This window comes from Streptomyces sp. 1-11 (assembly GCF_007176755.1).
In the GTDB taxonomy this organism is placed as follows: Bacteria; Actinomycetota; Actinomycetes; order Streptomycetales; family Streptomycetaceae; genus Streptomyces.
In genome coordinates this window covers 156,814-175,956 of record NZ_BJTV01000007.1, presented here as the reverse complement: position 1 = coordinate 175,956, position 19,143 = coordinate 156,814, and the positions used below count along the sequence as shown (strand labels likewise).

Sequence of the window (19,143 nt, the reverse complement as noted above, 5' to 3'; positions counted from 1 at the left end):
CGTACGGCCGTGCCGGCGTCCTCGCGCGACGATCGCGCGTTCTGGCACCTGTGGTGCGCCACCGGCGTGTCCGGCCTCGGCGACGGCGTCCGGTTCGCCGCCTTCGCCCTGTTCGCCGCGGTCCTGACGAGCGACCCGCTGCTGGTGTCTCTGGTCACCGTCGCCGGCCAGCTTCCGTGGCTGTGCGTGGGGCCCTTCGCCGGGGTGCTGGTCGACCGGTTCGACCGCCGCGGGACGCTCTGGGCATGCGATGTGGCGCGCGCCGCGGTGATGGCCTGCTTCACCGTCCTGACGCTCCTGGACCGCGTGGACATCACCACCCTGACGGTGACCGCGTTCCTGCTCAGCTCGATCGAGACGCTGGCCGACAACCTGTCCCAGGCGATCACCCCGGAGGTGATCGGCTCACGTTCCCTGGACTCGGCGAACAGCTGGCTCTTCGGCGGCCAGTTCATCACGAGCGAGTTCCTCGGCACGCCGCTCGGCACCCTGCTGTTCTCCATGACGTACGCGCTGCCCTTCACCGTCGACGCGGTGACGTTCGCCCTGTCGGCGGCGCTGATCCTCCGCATCCGGGGCAGCGGAGCCCGTCCGGCGCCGCGCACGGCCCGACCGGTGGTCGCCGACATGGCGGACGGGGTGCGCCGGCTGCTCCGCCATCGCGTCCTGCGGCCCCTGTGCCTGCTCATGGGCATGCTGAACTTCGCCGTTCTCGGTGTACTGGGTGTCGCCGTGCTCTACGCGCTGGAAGTGCTGCGGGTCGGCCAGACGACGTACGGCCTGCTGATGACGGTCGTCGCGGTCGGCGGACTGATCGGCCTCTTCGTCGCCCCGGTCCTGGCGGCGAGGATCGGCCACGGCCGCACTCTGCTGGTGGCCTTCGCCCTGTGCCCACTGCCCCTGGTCGTCGGGGGCGTCACCTCCGATCCCCTCGTCGCGGCGGCGGCCCTCCTGTTCGTCGGCGCCAGCGTGTCACTGGGCAACGTGGTGACGACGACGGTACGCCAGACGCTGATCCCGCCCGGCATGTTCGGGCGGATGAACGCCGCCTACCGGCTCTTCGTCAACGGCCTCGCGCCGCTCGGCGCGTTCGCCGGCGGGATCGTCGCCCAGCAGTACAGTCTGCGCGCGCCCTTCTACCTGGCGGCGGCCGTGTGCGTGCTCCTGGTCCTGGCCGCGCCCAGGCTGCTCCGCGACCTCCCGAAGCCCGCCGCACCGGCCCGGGTGCCGTCCGGCGAGTGAGGCCGGGACGGCGGCCGCCGGTCCGCGTCGGCGCCGCCCCATCCGGGTTTCTCCCGACTCCCGGGCAGGCGTCCGGAAGATCACAATGAAGCCTTGCGTCAACCCGCGTCCTTCCCGTTCGGTGAACCGGAGCCCGCCTTGTCCTCCTCACCCACAGCGCAGTCGGACCACCGCGGTGCCCGCGCCGCCGGCGAGCGACCGCCGCGCGAGCGCACACTGCCGGACCTGCTGCAGGAGCGGGTTCGTACCGATCCGCACGCCACCGCGCTGGCCGACGACGCGGCCACGCTCAGTTTCCGGCAGCTCAACGCGCGGGCGAACCAGCTCGCGCACCTGCTCATCGGCCTCGGCGCCGGACCGGAGCGGGTGGTCGGGGTGGCCCTGCCCCGCTCGATCGACGCGATCGTGGCCATGGTGGCGGTGCTCAAGACCGGTGCCGCCTACCTGCCGCTCAACCCGGACTACCCGGTGGAACGCATCGCCTTCATGGCGGCCGACTCCGCACCGGTCACGGTGCTGGCGGCCGACACGGTGGGCCTGAAGCCGGCGGACCTCCCGGGCACCCGGCTGCTCGGCTGGGAGGGCCTCGACACCTCGGCGTACCCGACGGCCGATCCCACCGACGACGACCGGACGCGGCCGTTGCGGGCCGCGCACCCGCTGTACCTCATCTACACGTCGGGCTCCACGGGCGCGCCCAAGGGCGTGCTGATGCCCGCCCTCAGTCTGGTCAACCTGCTGGCCTGGCACGGTGAACGCTTCGCCTGCGGACCGGATGTCGTCGTCGCCAACCTGTCGGCCATCGGCTTCGACTTCTCCATGCACGAGATGCTGGCCGCGCTGGTGCACGGCAAGCGGCTGGCCGTCCCGACCGAGGAGACCCGGCGTGACCCGGTACGGCTCGTCCACTGGCTCGACCGCCACGGCGTGAACCAGGTCTTCCTGCCCAACGTCCTCATCGAGTCGATGTGCGAGGCGGCGGAGGAAGCCGGCGTCGCGCTGGACGGGCTGACCGACATCGTCCAGTCCGGTGAGCCGCTGGTGCTCGGCGAAGGCATGCGGCGCTTCGTGCGCGAGCACCCGGGACTACGGGTGCACAACCACTACGGCGCGACCGAGATGCAGGACGTCACCGCCTGGATCTGCGACGCGGACACCCTGCGCCCGCCCGCTGCGGGCACCCCCTTGTGGAACACCCGCGTCCACCTGCTGGACCGGGAGCTGCGTCCCGTACCCGACGGTGTCGCCGGGGACCTGTACGTCTCCGGCGTGGGCCTGGCCCGGGGCTACCTCAACCGCCCGGGGCTGACCGCGGAGCGCTTCCTGCCCGACCCGTTCGGTGAGCCGGGCCGGCGGATGTACCGCACGGGCGACGTGGCGCGCTGGAACGGCGACGGCGAGCTGGAATGCCTGGGCCGGAGCGACAACCAGGTCAAGCTGAACGGCTTCCGGGTCGAACTCGGCGAGGTGGAGGCTCACTTGCGTGAGCGCCCCGAGGTGGCCAGGGCCGTCGTCCTGCCGCGGGAGAACGCCCGAGGCGGCAAGCAGCTCATCGCGTACGTGGTCCCGGCCGGTCCGGCACGCCCCGACTCGCGGGCGCTCCGGCTCGAACTGGCACGGGTGCTGCCCCCGCACATGGTGCCCGCGGCCGTCGTGACGCTCACCGAGTTCCCGCTGTCCTCCAACGGGAAGATCGACCTGCGGGCCCTGCCCTCCCCCGCAACCGGGAGCGGCGGGAGCCGGCCCGGCACGCCTGACGAAGAGGCGATGGTGGACGCCTTCACCGAGGTACTCGGTGTCGCCGACGTCGGGGCCGACGACGACTTCTTCGCGCTGGGCGGCGACAGCATCGCCGCCGTGCGGCTGGTGATCCGGGCACGACGCGACGGGAAGGCCATCAGCACACGCGACGTGTTCGAACTCGGCACGCCGCGCCGGCTCGCCGGCGCCGGAGCCGTACAGGACGTACGGAACATCCCGGTGCGTCCGCTGCTCGCCCTGCACCACAAGCACCTGGGCCGGCTGCAGGCCGCCCGGCCGGACATCGAGCACCTCCTACCCGTCAGCCCGGTCCAGCAGGGGTTCCTGTTCCACCGGCTCCAGGACGCGGACGGGCCGGACGTCTACACCCAGCAGCTCGTACTACGGCTCGGCGGCCGGGTGAGCGGTACCGCGCTGCGCGCGGCGGCCCGCGAGCTGCTGGCTCGGCACGAAGCCCTGCGGGCGGGCTTCTTCACCGAGGGCCTGCCGGAGCCGGTTCAGCTCGTGGCCGCGGAAGCCGAGCTGCCCTGGAGGGAGACGGATCTCTCCCGCCTGGACGTCCGCGACGCCGATGCGGAGGTCCGCCGGCTGACCGAGGAGAGCCGCGCCGTCCCCTTCGACCTGTGTGTGCCCCCGCTGCTGCGCCTGCACCTGATCCACAGGTCGCCGCAGGACCACCACCTGGCGATCGACTACCACCACATCCTGCTCGACGGCTGGTCCCTGACCCTCCTGGTGCGCGAGCTGTTCGCGCGCTACCGGGGTGACGGCGATCCGGCACCCGCACCGTCCACGCGCGACTGGCTGCGGGCGATGCGCTCCCGGGACGGCGACGAGGCGGCACTGGCCTGGCGTACCGCGCTCACCGGGATACCGGAGCCGACCGTCCTCGCCCCGGCGGCCGACGGCGCGCGGCCGGCGCCGTCGTCGGCCCGGTACGTCCTGGACCTCCCGGCCCGCACCACCGACTCGCTGGCCGCGCTCGGCCGGGCCGGCAGAGTGACGGTCAACACCATCGTGCAGGCCATGTGGGGGGTGCTGCTGGGGAGCGAGACGGGCACCCGGGACGTCGTGTTCGGCACCACCGTCTCCGGGCGTACACCGGACGTGGAAGCGGTGGACCGGATGATGGGGCTGCTGATCAACACCATTCCGGTCGCGGTCAGGATCCGGCCGGAGGAGTCCGTGTCGACCATGCTGCGACGTCTCCAGCACGAACACCAGACGCTCGTGCCCCACCAGCACCTGGGCCTCGGCTCCCTGCAGCGGCTGCTGGGCTGGTCGGCGGAGTTCGACACCTTGCTGGTGTTCGAGAACTCCGAGATGCAGCTGCACACCACCGCGGGGGCGGCCGAGGAACCCAGGGTCACGGAGGTGGAGCTCAGCGACGACACGCACTACGCCATCAGCCTCCTCGCCACCCCGGGCCCCCGGCTGCGGCTGAGTCTCACCTACCGGCCCGGCCTCATCGGCGCGGACCGGATCCGCTCCCTGGCCGGGCGGCTGGCGCGGCTGCTGACAGCCGTGGCCGAGAATCCGCACCGGCCCGTCGGGGAACTCCCGGCCGCCGCCGGTGCGGAGAGTGCCTCGGTCAGCTGACCGACAGCGTCGAAGCGGCGGAGACCTCGGCGAAGGAGCTGAGGTCCCGCGCGCCCAGGGCCCGGGCGAGCGCGGCGGTCACCGGCCCCAGGGCGCCGTCATGCGGCAGGCTGTCACCGACGACGCCGTCGATCCACACGCCGCCGCACTGCGGCCGATACCGCACCTGGCACGTCACCTCAGCCGCGCCGTCCGTCACGGAGACCTCGGCGGTCGCCTCCGTCCCGTCGGGCACGGCCACCGCGCCGGGCGGCAGTGCCACCCACAGCGACGCGGACGGGCTGCGCAGAACCTCCGCGCGGTAGACCTCCTCGATGTCCTTCCAGCCGACGTCGCGGCCCTCGGGCTCACCGTCCTGGACGGCCCGGTTGAGCAGCCGGGTCGGGAACTCCGGCCAGCCCGGGCGCACTCCGAGACCCGACACGTGCCGCGGGTTCAGCTCGGTGGCGGCGAACCCCTTGTCGCCGAGCAGCCCGTCGATGCTGAAGATGCCGAGGTAGCCGAGGGAGTCGGCAAGTTCCTGGCCGACTCGCCTGGCGTACTCGCGCAGCCGCTCCCGCTGTTCGTCCCCGGCCCGCCAGTAGGTCGAGGTGCCGCAGTAGACCAGCTGGCCCGTGCCGGGGCGGTGCAGCGTGATGACCTCGATCGGGTCGAAGACCGCCACTCCGTCCGGGAGGACCATGCCCATGGCGCTGCAGGGCACGCCCGGAACGAACGCGGCGATGCGCACCATCTCGGTCCGCCCGCGCAATTGCGCCAGGGCCGCGTCAAGTTCGCCACGGCTGCGTACCCACCGCAGGCCCTGCGAACTGCCCAGCACCTCGCGGGTCGTGTCGATGGCCACCATCACTCCGTGGCCCTGGTCCAGCGCGGCGGCCGTGCCGGTGAGCGCCGGGTCGTCGATGGGGCACACCACGTGCGCCGGCGCCGGGATGCCGACGGTCCGCCACAGCTCGTCGATCCGTGTCTTGTCCTCCCAGGCCTCCCAGCCCTTTCGCCAGTGGCCGTACGCGGGCCGGCCGCCCAGTTCGGCGTACTCGGCGTAGGTGGTGCCCAGCATGTGGCAGTCACGACCGGGGTCCACCTCGTCCAGCCACTGAAGCAGTTCGGCGGGCCGCGTGCTCAGCCACGCCTCGAACTGCCGGTGCGTCATCTCGAGTCCGCGCTCGGCGCAGCTCCACACGTGCTCGGCCGGCGGATCTCCGGGGGCGGGCCGGGTGTTGATGACGACGGCGGCGAGGCTCGCGCCGGAACGGTCCAGCTCCTCCGCCAGCGCCTTCATCCCGCCGTTGAACTTGTGCACGGTCATGATGACGCGCCGTCCGGCCCAGGTCCGGCGCATGTCGTCGATGACCCTGCTCAGCCGCTGCCGGGCCTCGTCCAGCCCGGTCGCGGAGGTCCCGTCCACTCGCTCCGCCGTGCTCATGTCGCGCTCCCGTCCATCTGCCGGCGCAGGCTGAGCGGCCGCATGTCGGTCCAGACCTCGTCGATGTACGCCAGGCACTGCTCGCGCGTTCCGCTCATGCCGTCGGCCCGCCAGCCGGCCGGGACCTCGGCGTCCGCCCGCCAGATCGAGTACTGCTCCTCGTCGTTGACCACGACGCTGTAGGTCTCTTCGCGCGCCTCGTCAGGCATCGGTGCTCCTTGTGAGAAGGGTTGGGCGGGTCGTGGGCCGGGCCGGACCGTGTCAGTCGTCGGGGCCGTCCTGCGCCAGGAGGTCGGTCACCTCGCTGTCCGACAGGTTCTCCAGGCCGGCCAGCAGCCGGCTCAGCTCCGTGGGGTCGGCCTGCGACCACTGGGCCTCCTGGACCGCGACCGCGACGTCCGCGATGCTCGAACTGCCGCTGAGCAGCTCGCCGACCGGCAGCTCCACGCCGAAGTCCCGTTTGATGCGGGCCGTGATCCTGGTGGCGAGCAGCGAGTGCCCGCCCAGCTCGAAGAAGCCGTGGGTCACGGACACCGCGGGCAGTTCAAGGACGTCGCACCAGATGTCCGCCAGTCGCTGTTCCACCGGGTCGCGTGGCGGGGTGAGTCCGGCGTGATCGACCGGCACGGCGGGCTCCGGCAAGGCCGACCGGTCCAGCTTGCCGTTGGGTGTCGTCGGCAGGGCGGGCAGGACGACGAAGGCCGCGGGCACCAGGGCGGGGGGCAGCCGCTCGGCGAGGAACGCACGCAGGGAGCCGTCGTCCGGCCGGCCGCTTCCCGCTCGGTCTGCGTCTGTGGCTCCGTCCCCGTCCCCGTCTCCGTCCCCGTCTGCGACCAGGTAGGCCACCAGGCGCGGTTCGCCCGCGACACCGCTGCGGACGTCCACCACCGCGGCGGCCACCCGCGGGTGGGCGGCGAGCGCGGCTTCGACCTCCGCCGGCTCGATCCGGTGTCCCCGGATCTTGACCTGGTGGTCCAGGCGGCCGAGGAACTCCACCATGCCGTCCGCCGACCATCGCGCCCGGTCGCCCGTGCGATACAGCCGGCCGCCCGGCTCGAACGGGTCCGGTACGAAACGTTCGGCCGTCAACGCCGGTCTGTCCAGGTATCCGCGGGCCACCTGGACGCCGCCGATGTGCAGCTCGCCCGCCACACCGACCGGAACCGGCCGACCGGAGCCGTCGAGGACGTAGACCCGGGATCCGGTGAGCGGGCGGCCGATCGGCAGCCGGGCCCGGGCGGTGAGACCGGGGTGGATCCGACAGCCCGTGACGTCGATGGCCGCCTCGGTCGGGCCGTACAGGTTGTGCAGTTCGACGTCGGGCAGCAGTTCCCGCGTCCGTGCGGCCAGGGCGGGCGCCAGTTCCTCACCGCTGCAGATCACCCGGCGGAGCACACCGGCGCACCGCGTCGCTTCGGGCTCGTCGAGGAAGGCCCGCAGCATGGAGGGAACGAAGTGGCAGGTGGTGACGCCCTGTTCACGGATGAGCCGGGCCAGGTAGGCCGGATCACGGTGGCCGTCGGGACGCGCGAGGACGACGGGGCTGCCCGCGACGAGCGGCCAGAACACCTCCCACACCGCCACGTCGAAGCCGACCGGGGTCTTGTGCAGGACGCGCTCCGCCTTGGTCAGTCCGTAGGCCTCCTGCATCCAGGCGAGCCGGTTGACCACTCCGGCGTGGTGGTTCATCACCCCCTTGGGCGTCCCTGTGGTGCCCGATGTGTGGATCACGTACGCGAGGCTGTGCGGCGTGGCGGTGGCCGGCGGTCTGGTGGCGGGGAAGCGCGCCGCCGGGTGCGGATCGGCGTCGAGACACACGACCGCGGGGTGTCCGGCTCCGTCCAGGGCGCGGGCGAGCAGCCCGGACGCCGTGTCCTGGTCGGTCAGCACCACGCGTGGCCCGGCGTCGCGCAACTGGGCGGCCAGCCGCCCGTGCGGGTAATCGGTGTCCAGGGGCAGGTAGGCCCCGCCGGCCTTGAGCACGGCGAGCAGGGCGACGACCAGTTCGGGTGAGCGCGGCAGGCATACCGCCACCGGCTGGTCCGGCCCCACTCCCAGGTCACGCAGCAGCCAGGCGAGCCGGTTCGCCCGCTCCTCCAGCCCGCCGTAGTCGAGGACGCGGTCCCCGGCGATCACCGCCGGTGCCGTCGGGTCCAGGTCGGCCTGCCGCTCCACCAGCGCGTGCAGCATGTCAGGGGCCGCCGGAGTGCCGCGCACACCGCTGAACTCGTCGGTGACACGCGCGCGTTCGGCCGCGCTCATGACCGGCAGGGCGGTCACCGGCGAGTCGTCCGGCAGCCCGGGCCCTTCGGTGGCGGCGCTCAGCAGCGTCGTGAGGGCGCGGGTGATCCGCTGGACGGTATCCCGTTCCAGGAGGTCGGCGGCGTAGACGACGTGTCCGGTGAGCCCGCCGTCCGGCTGTTCGGCGAGGTGCAATGCCAGCTCGAACTGGGCTCCGGGAGATGGCAGTTCGAAGGCTTCGGCCCGCACTCCGCCGGCTTCCCAGGGGGCGAGCGGCACGTTGAGCGCGAGTACGGCCCGGACGAGCGGGGCCCGCCCGTCGGGGCGGTCCTGGCAGACCTGCCGCACGATCTCGTCGAAGGGCATCGACTGGTGGGCGTAGGCAGCGAGGCAGCGGGTCCGGACCCTGGCCAGCAGTTCACCGAAGGCCGGTGCGCCGGAGGTGTCGATCCGCAGCGGCACCACGTTGGCGAACAGCCCCACCTCATCGGCCGTCTCGTGGTCCCGTCCGGCGGCCGGGGTGCCGACGACGAAGTCGTCCTGACCGCTCCACCGCTCCAGTACGGCGCCCAGGCCGGTGAGCAGCACCATGAAGAGGGTGGCCTGCCGGGACCTGGCGTACTGCCTGAGCCGGCCGGCCTGTCGGGGGCTGAACCCGAATCGCAGCGAGTCGCCGCGCCAGGTGGGCGACTGCGGCGGTGGAGCGTCGAGTGGAAGGTCGAGCGGGACGGCGGAACCGAGCGTCTCCCGCCAGAACGCGGCGTCGTCGTCGCTCCAGGACGGGCCCGGTGCGGTGCGCGGGCCGGTGGGAGCGGCCGGTGCCGGCGGGGTGCCGCCCGTCGCTCGCCCGGCGTACCGCTCGCCGAGACGGCGCAGCAGCACACCGAGCGACCATCCGTCGACGACGATGTGGTGGGCGGCGATGCCGAGGTACCAGTCGTCGGCATCGCGCTGGACGAGGACGGCCCGCAGCAGCGGACCGGTCGTCAGGTCGAACTTCGCGGTGGCGTGTTCCTCGACCACCTGATCGAAGCGGCTGTCCCGTTCGGCGCCGTCCGTGCCGGTGAGATCGACCCGGCGCAGCGGTGTCGGTCCGGCGGGCCGGACGACCGTCGTGAGCGAGCTCTCGGCGTCCTGGACGAAGGCCGAGCGCAGGACCGGGTACTGGAGTGTCAGGTCGTTCAGGCACTGGCCGAGCAGGTCGGGGTCGACCGGCCCGGTGAGCCGTACGCCGCCGTGGACGTGATAGGCACTGCCGGCGCCCATCTGGTCCAGCAGCCACATCACCTCCTGGGCCCTGGACGGCTTCGGGGTGTCCGGGGCGGTCGTCCGTCGTGGCGGACCGGTGACGCGCGACTCGGCGGAGTCCCGCCGGGTGACCAGTGTCTCCAGCTGGGCGGGGGTCAGCCCGTCGAGCAGCCGGTCGACGGTGAGTTCCACGCCGTACGTCCGGGACAGTTCGACGATCAAGCGGACCGCCCGCAGCGAGTCCAGGCCCTGCCCCAGCAGGCTCTCCGTTGGCCGGATCCGGTCGGGAGCGACTTCGAGCGCGGCGGCCACGGTCCGGGTCAGGGCACTGTGCGTGGCCCGGTTCCCGGCCTCGCTCTCAGGGGCCGCGGCCACCGGTGCCAGTTTTCCGTCCAGCCATTGCCGTCGCATGGCGTCGCGGCGGACCTTGCCGCTGGTGGTGCGGTCGATGGCACCCGAGCGGACCAGCACCACGTCGCGCAGGGCGAGGCCGTGCTCGGAGGCGACCGCCTCGCGCACCGCTGACAGCACACGGGGCACCTCCTCGGCCGTGGGCCTGGGCGCGATCTCGTGCACGAGCACGACCCGCTCCTCGCCGTCGGCGTCCACCGAGAACGCGGCCGACCGGCCGAGCCGCAGCGACGGGTGGCTGCGGCTCGCCGTCCGCTCGATGTCCTCCGCGTAGTGATTGCGTCCCCGGACGACCATCAGGTCCTTCAGCCTGCCGGTGACGAACAGTTCACCGTCGAGCTCGAAGCCGAGGTCGCCGGTACGGAGGAAGGAGCGGCCCGGGTGACCGGGCAGTTCCACACCGAAGGCGGAGGAGGTGCCGGTGTCGCCCCAGTACCCGCCGGTCACGCTCGGGCCGCTGACGCAGACCTCACCGACCTGGCCCGGAAGACGGGCCCCGCCGTTCTCCGGGTCCACCACGACGACCAGGTCCTCGCCCTGGGGGCGCCCGCATCCGGTGAACGACGCGGTCGGCCCGCCGTCCGGGCCGGCGGCGAGCACCGCCTCGCCCTCCTCCAGCTCCCGGCGGCCGACCTCGACGACGCGCGGGCCGGCCGGGGACCTCCCTCCGGTCACGAACAAGGTGGCCTCGGCGAGGCCGTAGCACGGGTGGAACGACGAGCGCCGGAAGCCCGTGCCGGCGAAGGCACGTGCGAAGTCCTCGACGGTGTCGCCGCGGACCGGCTCGGCGCCGATCATCGCGTGCCGCAAGGTGCTGAGATCGAGCCCCGCGCGCTCCTGCTCGCCGATGCGCCGGACGCATTCGCGGTAGCCGAAGTCGGGCGCCGCCGTGGCGGTCGCCCGGTGCCGGCTGATCGCCTCGAGCCAGCGCAGGGGCTTGCGCAGGAAACCCGTCGGGCTCAGCAGCGTGCACGGGAAACCGGCGTACACCGGTTGCAGGATCCCGCCGATCAGCCCCATGTCGTGGTACGGCGGCAGCCAGCTGACGGCTCTGGTGTCGGCGTCGGGCTGCAGCACGCGGCCGATGACCGCGAGGTTCTCCATCAGGTTCCCGTGCCGCACCTTGACGCCCTTGGGGGAGCCGGTGGATCCGGAGGTGTACTGCAGGAAGGCCAGGTCGGCCGGCTGGACGGCCCGTGCCGTCCGGTGACGCGCGGCCGTCTGCGCGGGCTCGTCGGTGAGGAGCCAGTCGAGCGAGTCCACGAGGGGCTGTGCCGCGTACTCGGCGCGGACGGCGGCTGTGCTCAGCGCGACCTTCGTGCCGGCGTCACCGGCCACCGCCAGCATCCTGGTGATCCCGAGCCGCCCGGTCGGCAGGTACACCGGGACGGCGACGACCCCGGCGTACAGGCAGCCGAAGAACGCGGCGACGTAGTCCGGCCCGGGCGGGTACAGCAGCAGCGCGCGCTGCCCGGTGAGTCCGTGTTCGCGGAGCACCCCGGCGACCTCAGCGGCCCGCCGGTCGAGCTGCTGGTAGCTGACGACCCGCTCGGCCTCCCCGTCCCCGGCGAACTCGAAGCAGGTCAGCTCAGGTGTCCGGTCAGCACGTTCCCGCAGGACGTCGACCAGGGTGCGACGGTCGTTCACCTGCTGCGGACCTCCCCGACGATGGGCATGTGCTTGATACCGGCCACGAAGTTCGACGCGAGGTGCTCGACCTCACCGGCCCGTTCGATGTCGGAGAAGACGCTGAGGATCTCGTCGAACAGGGCGCGCAGGGTGACCCTGGCGACCGTGTGTCCGATGCAGTAGTGGCCACCCGCGCCGAAGGCGATGTGCCGGTTCGGTTTGCGGCGGAGGTCGAAGGTGAACGGGTCGGCGAACGCCGCCTCGTCCCGGTTCGCGGAGCCCAGCCAGACCACCACCGCGTCGCCGGACCGCACCTTGCGGTTGCCGATCTCCACGTCACGCAGGGCGTGCCGCATGAAGTGGTTGGCGGGCGAGGCCCACCGCAGCGCCTCCTCGACCGCCGTCGAGACGGTGACCCCGTCGGCGCCGTCCAGCAGTTCGCGCAGGGTGGGGGTGCCGATGAGCGAGTCCAGGGCCGCTGTGGGCACGTAGGGCGTGGTGACGTTGGCGCCGAGCAGCAGGCTGTAGCAGTTGGAGAGCACCTCGCCGAGCCCCAGCTTGCGGCCCTCGAACTCCATGGAGAGCAGCAGACTGATCAGGTCGTCGCTGAGGTCCCGCTGCCGTTCCCTGACCACGTCGGCGAAGTAGGCGAAGAGTTCGCGATGGGCCTGCCGCAGCGCGGCGTCCGGACCGCCCGCCACCGTGTACTCCGGGTCGTCCGGGGCGATGGACATCAGGGTGAGCCTGGTCAGCCGGGGCCAGTCCTCCTCCGGCAGGCCCATCAGCATTCCGGTCACGGCCATGGGCAGGTGGGTGGCCGCCTCGGCGATGTCGAAGGGCTCCCGGGACATGGCCGGTTCCAGCAGCCGGCGCACGTGGGCCCTGATCTGCTCCGAGGAACGTTCCACCGACTTGATGGCGAGCGCGCGCTGCAGCGGCTCGCGCATCTTGGTGTGCCGGGGCGGGTCGGTGGCGGCCATCTGCTGGCCGCCGGCCGGGTCGTCCTTGCCGAGCAGGTTGAGCAGGGTGCCGCGCTGGGACGTGAAGGTCTCGTGGTCGCGCAGCACCCAGGAGCCGTGCTCCAGGGTGGTCACCGACCAGAATCCCAGGTCGCTGCCGACGGGGTGCCAGCGCACCGGGTCGTACTTGCGCATCGCGGCCCAGACGGGGTGCGGATCTCCCTCCGAGTACAACCGGGGGTCGACGAGGTCGACCGCGTCCAGGTCCATGTCCTCGGTGACATCCACTGAGGTGGGTATTCTCATGCTGCTCGATCTCCCGCGGGTCGATGGCCAGCCACCGCTCAACGGCCGGATCCCCATTGCATCGCCGTGACGGCGAATGCTGGAGTCCGGAGAAGCCCGGACTGCGGCCAGGACCCGGGCGGCCACGGCCGGTGCGTGGGCGAAGCCTTCGGTGTGCCGGGTCCCGGACCGACGGTGCGGCCGCCGACCGTGCTGTTACTGTGCGCGCATGACCCAGCGTGTGCCTGCCACAGGCGGCGAGAAGGACAGTCTGCGCATCAGCCTCGACCGGCACCGCGACGTGGTGCTCTGGAAACTCCAGGGTCTCGACGAAGACCAGGTGAGACGGCCGATGACGCCGTCCGGGACCTCGCTGCTGGGGCTCGTGAAGCACCTGGCCGCCACCGAGTACGGCTGGTTCTGCGAGACGTTCGGACGTGAGACGGAACCGCTGCCGTTCGACGACGACGACCCGGAAGCCGATCTGCGCCCCACGCCCTCGGAGACGACGGCCGACATCGTGGCGTTCTACGGCCGGGCCCGCGCCGCGTCCGACAAGGTGATCGACGAGCTGGACGTGGACGCGGTGGGCACCGCCTGGCACGGCGAGTCCGTGACGCTGCGCTGGACGCTCATTCACATGATCGAGGAAACCGCCCGCCACGTCGGGCACATGGACATCGTGCGCGAACTCCTGGACGGCCGTACCGGCGACCACCCGCGGGACTGATCGCCCGGCGCCGCACCCGGGGGCGGCCGCGGCGCCGTGCGGGGACGGCCGCGGCGCCCCCTACGGGGCGTACCACCGCGTGGTGGCGCGGGCGAGCGCGGTGCCCCGGCTGTCGTACAGCACCGACGTGCTGGCGAAGCCGTGATCGTCGCCGGTGTCGAGGCGGCCCACCACGACACACCGGTCCCCGGGGGCCGGCGAGGTCTCCAGTTCGGCGCGCATCCAGCCCAGCACCCTCGGCGCGGCGACCAGGTCCGCGGTCCACCCGGACGGGCAGTCGAGGACGCTCCAGACGAACTCTGCGGCCACCCGGCCGTCCTCGCCGGTCCCCGCCGCCTCGTCCGGAACCCACGGGCAGGCGACCGTGGCCGCCCGGCCCGGCACCGGGCCCGGGGCCAGCAGCAGCCCGTCACCCGGTTCCCGGTCCGGTCCACAGGCGAAACAGCGCGGATACGGGTGGTTGACCTGCCCCCGGTACAGTCCGGACGCCCGGACCGCTTCCTCCCACGACACCGGGTCGACATGGCCCACCCGGTGCTCCGTGGGCGCGGCGGTCGCGATCAGCTGGTCGCCGTCCCACAGATGCGCTCTGCGGCCGCCCACCTCGGCCCGCAGGGGACGGTCCAGACGGGGCGGCGCGTGCAGGGTCACCGCGACCGGCGCCGGGCACAGCCGGGCGAAGGAGCCGCACACGTAGCCGCCGTTGGCGCTGCCGTCCGGCCCGTTGAACCGGCCGTCGACGGTGAGCTGTCGGATCTCTGGCACGATCACCTCTCGTGGGTCGGGCGCAGGGCCTCTCGCTGGGTCGGGGCCCCGCGTCGAGTGGCGATGCGGGCCGGCCGCGAGCCGGGCGGCGGCGGTCCGACATCCCCCGGACACATCGTCCAACGCGGCGGCGCCGGCCACCGTCCGGACTTCTCCGGACTGGAGCGGCCCCGTCCGTGGCGATCGAATGAGGACCCACCCGATGGAGCCCCGTCACAGCCACCGGGTCCGCAGGAGACCGGTCCCGTCGGACCCGCGACGGGAGATCCCGGACAGAGGCCGAAGCACCCAGCCATCCCCGCCTGTCGCAGGGCGGTCGCAGAAGAGAGGCGGCCGACGAGTGCACTCCGACGCCAAGATCGTCAATTCCTGGAACGAGTGGGACCCGCTGCAGGAAGTCGTTGTGGGCAGCGCCGACAACGCCTGCTTCGAGCCGACGGAACCCGGACACAAGCCTCAGGAGCGTGGTCTGCCGCCCTCGGCCGAACGGCGGCCCTTCCCCACCGGGCCCAAGCCGCAGGCGACCATCGACAAGGCGAACGAGGAACTGGCCGGCCTGGTGGCCCTCCTCGAGTCCCAGAACATCACCGTGCGGCGCCCCGAGCCGCTGGACTTCTCCGCACCGCTGAAGACCCCGACGTTCGAGGTCGAGAACCAGTACTGCGCCGTGTGCCCGCGGGACGTGATGATCACGCTGGGCAACGAGATCCTCGAAGCCACCATGTCCCGCCGGTCGCGCTACTTCGAGTACCAGGCGTACCGCGAACTCGTCTACGGCTACCTGGCCGCCGATCCCCGCATGAGCTGGTCGGTGGCGCCGAAGCCCACCATGGCGGACTCCATGTACCGTGAGGAGTTCTGGGACTGGCCGCTGGAGAAGCGCCACCGGGAGATGCACAACTTCGAGTTCTGCGTCACCCAGGACGAGGTGGTCTTCGACGCCGCGGACATGTGCCGGCTGGGCCGGGACGTCCTCGTGCAGGAGTCCATGACCACCAACCGGGCCGGCATCAAGTGGATCACCAGGCACCTCGAGCCGCAGGGCTTCCGGGTCCATCCGGTGCACTTCCCGCTGGACTTCTTCCCCTCGCACATCGACGCCACGTTCATTCCGCTGCGCCCCGGCCTGATCCTGACCAACCCCGACCGTCCCATCCGTGACGGCGAGGAGAAGATGTTCCTCGCGAACGACTGGGAGTTCGTCGAGGCGCCGCAGCCGAGTCTGACGAACGACGAGATGCCCACCTACTGCCAGTCGACGAAGTGGGTGTCGATCAACGTCCTCAGCCTCTCCCCCACCAAGATCGTCTGTGAGGAGAGCGAGAAGGCGCTCCAGGAACTGCTGAGCAAGCTCGGGTTCGAGGTCTTCCCGGTACCGTTCCGCAACGTCTACGAGTTCGGCGGCTCCCTGCACTGCGCCACCTGGGACGTCCGCCGGGAGGGCACCCGCGAGGACTACTTCCCCAACCTGGACTACACCCCGCTCACCTGACCCTCGGCCGAACCGCCGGTGCCCGCCGGCGCGAAGGGGCTCCACCCTTCGCGCCGGCGGGCACCGGCGTTGTCGGCGCTCCCTCAGGTCGGGTCGGCGGCGGTCACGATGATCCGGGCCACCTCGGCGGGCCGGGTCGCGAGGAAGTAGTGGCCGCCGTGCTCCAGTGTGCGCACCGAGACGTCCGCGGCGAACCGCGTCCACTCCTTCGGGTCGCCGTCGAGGCCCTCGTCGTCGTCGGCCAGCACGACCGTGACGGGCACGTCGATCGCGGGTCGCCCGTCCTGGCGCGCCGCGACGAAGTACCGGCATGCCGCGGCCGTGTCGTGCCGGTAGGACGCAGCGAGCGGTCCGGCGTACCCCAGGGCCGCGTCGGCCAGCTCGTGTGCACCGCTCTCCAGCGCGAGCCGGGTGATGATCTCCGTGTCCCCCACCTGACCGATCCCGGCGATCTCCGCCAGCCGGTCGGCGGTCTCGCCGGGCAGCTGGGCGCCCAGGAAGACCCGCTCCACCTCGTGGCCTTGCCGGCGCAGCAACCGGGCGGTCTCCAGGGCGCAGGCCGTGCCGGCGGAGTGCCCCCACAGCAGCACCCTGCCGGGTGCTATCGCGGCCACCTCGGCCGCCACCTGCTCGGCCAGCTCCGCCACCTCCACCAGTGGCTCGGCGTGCGGGCCGTCGGCCAGGCCGTGGCCGGGCGGTTCGACGCCGTGCACCGCCCACCCGGAGCCGGCCAGCTCCTTGGCCAGCGGTACGTAGTTCATCGCGTTGCCGCCCGCGTGCGGGAAGCACACGAGCACCCCGCGCGCCGGCCCGCCGGGCGGCGTCAGGCGGTGCAGGCGTCCGCCGGCCCGGCTCTGCTGTCCGTCGAGGATCCGTGCCAGGTCCGCCAGTACGGGCCGGCGGGTGACGTCCCCCAGGGTGATCGACCTGTCCAGCGCGATCACCATCCGAAGAGCCGACAGCGAGGAGCCCCCGGAGCCGAAGAAGTCTTGGGTACGGCCGACCTGCGCCGGCGGGACGCCCAGCACGTCGGCCCAGACCGCGGCCAGTCGTCGCTCCGCCTGCGTCCTGGGCTCGTCGCCGGCGATCGACGTCCGGTGCAGCCCGTCGGCGATCCGCGCCAGCTCCTTGCGGTCCACCTTGCCGTTGCCGGTCAGCGGCAGGGTGTCGAGCCAGTACCAGTCCGCCGGGACCATGTATTCGGGAAGGTGCCGGGACAGCGCGTCCGCCAGTGCGGCGACCGGCAGCGCCGGCGGGCTCGAGTGGAACGCCGCGAGGCGCTGTTCGCGCTCCCCCGCGCCCGTGGCGATGACGGCCGCCTCGCGCACCTCGGGGACGCGCAGCAGCCGGTCCTCGATCTCCTCCGTCTCGATCCGGAAGCCGCGGATCTTGACCTGCGCGTCCTTGCGGCCGGAGAACTCCAGCCTGCCGTCCGGCGCCCATCTGCCGAAGTCGCCCGAGCGGTAGAGGCGCTGTCCCCGGTGATGCGGACTGGGCGGGAACGCGGTGCAGGTACGCACCGGGTCGTTGACGTAGCCGCGGCTGATGCAGACGCCGGAGAAGACGATCTCGCCGGGAGCGCCGAGCGGCACCGGCATCAGGTCACGGTCCACCACGTACACCTTGGCGCCGGGCACCGGCCGGCCCAGCGACACGCGTGCCCCGTCCGGCGCCCGGTCCATCACCTCGTGGTTGGTGTCGTCACAGGTCTCGGTCAGCCCGTAGGCATTGACCAGCGGCACGTCCGGGAAACGCTCGAACCAGCGGCGCACCAGGGCGGCCTTCAGGGGCTCACCGGTCGCCGACACGCAGCGCAGCGCGGGCAGTTCCCTCGGGTGCCGGGCCAGTTCCGTGAGGAGGACGTCCAGGTAGGAGGGGACCAGCTGGATCACCTCGATCCGCCGGTGGTCCAGTTCCGCCACGAACTCCTCGACGTCCAGCAGCACCGGCTGCGGGACGATCACCACCGTGCCGCCGGCCAGCAGCGGTGCGGCCACCTGCCACAGGGAGATGTCGAAGCACTGCGGTGCGGTCTGGGCGACGACCGTGCCGCACCGCACGCCCAGGTCGTCGACCTTCGCGAGCATGTGGTTGAGCATGCCCGCCTGTTCGCACATCACCCCCTTGGGCTCGCCCGTCGAGCCGGAGGTGAAGTAGATGTAGGCGAGCCGGCCGGCCGGTACGGGAACGCCGGGGTCCGAGGCCGGGTGCCCTTCGCGCAGTAGCTGTGCCACGGATCTCACCCGGAGTCCCGGCAGCGACTTCGCCACCTCCTCCGCGACCCCGCGGCCCGCCGGGTCCACGAGAGCGACCCCGCATCCCGCCCTGCGCAGCATGCCGGTGACCCGCTCGGCGGGAAACTGCGGCTCGACGGGCAGGTAGCAGCCGCCGGCCTTCAGAATGGCCAGCAGGGCGATCAGCCAGCCCAGGTTCCGTTCCGTGACGACGGCGACGACGTCCTCCGGCTGGAGACCGGCGGCCAGCAGCGCGTGTGCGGCCTGGTTGGCACGGTCGTCCAGCTCCTGGTAGGTCAGCCGCTCCGTGCCGCACACCGCGGCCACCGCGTCGGGCCGGGACCGGGCCACCTCCGCGATCAACTCGTGCACCCTGCGGTCGGGCAGCTCCCGGTCGGGCCCGCTGAGCTCGTCGAGCTGGAAGCGCAGTTCCTCCTCGCCGAGCAGCGGCCGCAGGGTGTGCGCGGCGTCCGGGTCGGCCGTCAGCAGCCGCAGCGCGGTGAGGTGGTAACCGGCGATCCTGGCCGCGTAGTCCGCGTCGATCACTTCTTGCCGGCACCGCAGCACGAGGCACGTCCGCCCAGCGCGCCGGGCCAGCCCGATCCGCAGCGGCAGGCACGGGTGGTCCGGCCACGCGGCGGTCGGCTCGCCCGTCCCGACCGCCGTTTCGAACGGTGGCGCGTCACCGGCGAGTTCGGCGGGCAGATCGGTGTGCCGGGGCATCACGGCCGTGAGCGCGCCCACGTGAGCGACGAGCTGCCGCCAGGTCGTGTGCCGTAGGTCCACCAGGCAGGGCAGGGGTGTCGCGCCCTCGCGGTCCGCGAAGCCCACCCGGATCTCGCGCTCACCGGTGAGCGCGCCGACGGCCTTGGCGTGCGCGGCCAGCAGTACCGTGCCGACGTCGGCGTCCAGCGTCCCGGCGAGCCGCAGCATCGCCTCGGACAGGTCCACGGGCACCGTGAACTCGTGCTCGCCGGTGCCCGCCGGCTGCCGCGACCAGCGCGGAAGGGTGACGGCCCCGCCACCGAGCAGGACCTCGCGCCAGTAGGCGGTCGTTGCGTTCATGGAGCACCTCTCGTACGGGCGCCGTCGCGGCGGCTGCGCTGGGTCGGTGGCGGTCC

General features: G+C 72.6%; 10 protein-coding genes. 4 read left to right on the top strand and 6 right to left on the bottom strand.

All coding sequences use genetic code 11. The features are described from left to right. Window positions 1-9 precede the first annotated feature (9 nt). Together TNCT1_RS17035 and TNCT1_RS17030 are read left to right on the top strand one after the other, a co-directional pair. Complete coding sequence (locus TNCT1_RS17035; protein ID WP_174266324.1) at window positions 10-1,242, top strand: MFS transporter; 1,233 nt, start codon at window positions 10-12, stop codon at window positions 1,240-1,242. A 138-nt stretch (window positions 1,243-1,380) separates the two neighbouring features. Beyond that, entirely contained in the window at window positions 1,381-4,602 is a 3,222-nt protein-coding gene (locus TNCT1_RS17030; RefSeq protein WP_143632822.1) for a non-ribosomal peptide synthetase, read from the top strand. Here TNCT1_RS17030 and TNCT1_RS17025 read toward each other — a convergent pair. The 4 genes from TNCT1_RS17025 to TNCT1_RS17010 are packed head-to-tail and all read right to left on the bottom strand — an operon-like array spanning window position 4,595 to window position 12,822. Then, window positions 4,595-6,028, bottom strand: a complete 1,434-nt coding sequence (locus TNCT1_RS17025) for a hypothetical protein (protein WP_143632820.1) — start codon at window positions 6,026-6,028, stop codon at window positions 4,595-4,597. The two genes, TNCT1_RS17030 and TNCT1_RS17025, sit on opposite strands and share 8 nt — an antisense overlap. Next, the gene (locus tag TNCT1_RS17020; protein ID WP_143632818.1) at window positions 6,025-6,237 is read right to left on the bottom strand and encodes an MbtH family NRPS accessory protein; all 213 of its coding nucleotides are present in this window, start codon (window positions 6,235-6,237) and stop codon (window positions 6,025-6,027) included. Before TNCT1_RS17020 ends, TNCT1_RS17025 begins: the two co-directional genes overlap by 4 nt. Before the next feature lie 52 nt (window positions 6,238-6,289). Continuing rightward, a complete protein-coding gene (locus tag TNCT1_RS17015; RefSeq protein ID WP_143632817.1) occupies window positions 6,290-11,575 on the bottom strand; it encodes a non-ribosomal peptide synthetase in 5,286 nt (1,761 codons plus the stop codon). After that, the gene (locus TNCT1_RS17010; RefSeq protein WP_143632815.1) at window positions 11,572-12,822 is read right to left on the bottom strand and encodes a cytochrome P450; all 1,251 of its coding nucleotides are present in this window, start codon (window positions 12,820-12,822) and stop codon (window positions 11,572-11,574) included. The genes TNCT1_RS17015 and TNCT1_RS17010 overlap by 4 nt, the downstream gene beginning before the upstream one ends. Before the next feature lie 208 nt (window positions 12,823-13,030). Here TNCT1_RS17010 and TNCT1_RS17005 point away from each other — a divergent pair, with 208 nt between their 5' ends. Continuing rightward, window positions 13,031-13,531, top strand: coding sequence for a DinB family protein (locus TNCT1_RS17005; protein ID WP_143632813.1), 501 nt, complete (start codon window positions 13,031-13,033; stop codon window positions 13,529-13,531). A gap of 60 nt (window positions 13,532-13,591) precedes the next feature. On the opposite strand, the gene TNCT1_RS17000 is transcribed toward TNCT1_RS17005, so the two are convergent. After that, window positions 13,592-14,296 carry a hypothetical protein gene (locus tag TNCT1_RS17000; protein WP_235902649.1) on the bottom strand — a complete coding sequence of 235 codons (705 nt, stop codon included), beginning with the start codon at window positions 14,294-14,296 and terminating at the stop codon, window positions 13,592-13,594. A 340-nt stretch (window positions 14,297-14,636) separates the two neighbouring features. Here TNCT1_RS17000 and TNCT1_RS16995 point away from each other — a divergent pair, with 340 nt between their 5' ends. Further along, a complete protein-coding gene (locus TNCT1_RS16995) occupies window positions 14,637-15,788 on the top strand; it encodes a glycine amidinotransferase (RefSeq protein ID WP_143632809.1) in 1,152 nt (383 codons plus the stop codon). Between the two features lie 83 nt (window positions 15,789-15,871). On the opposite strand, the gene TNCT1_RS16990 is transcribed toward TNCT1_RS16995, so the two are convergent. After that, on the bottom strand, window positions 15,872-19,087 hold the full coding sequence (locus TNCT1_RS16990) for an amino acid adenylation domain-containing protein (RefSeq protein WP_143632807.1): 3,216 nt from the start codon (window positions 19,085-19,087) through the stop codon (window positions 15,872-15,874). Between the last annotated feature and the right edge of the window lie 56 nt (window positions 19,088-19,143).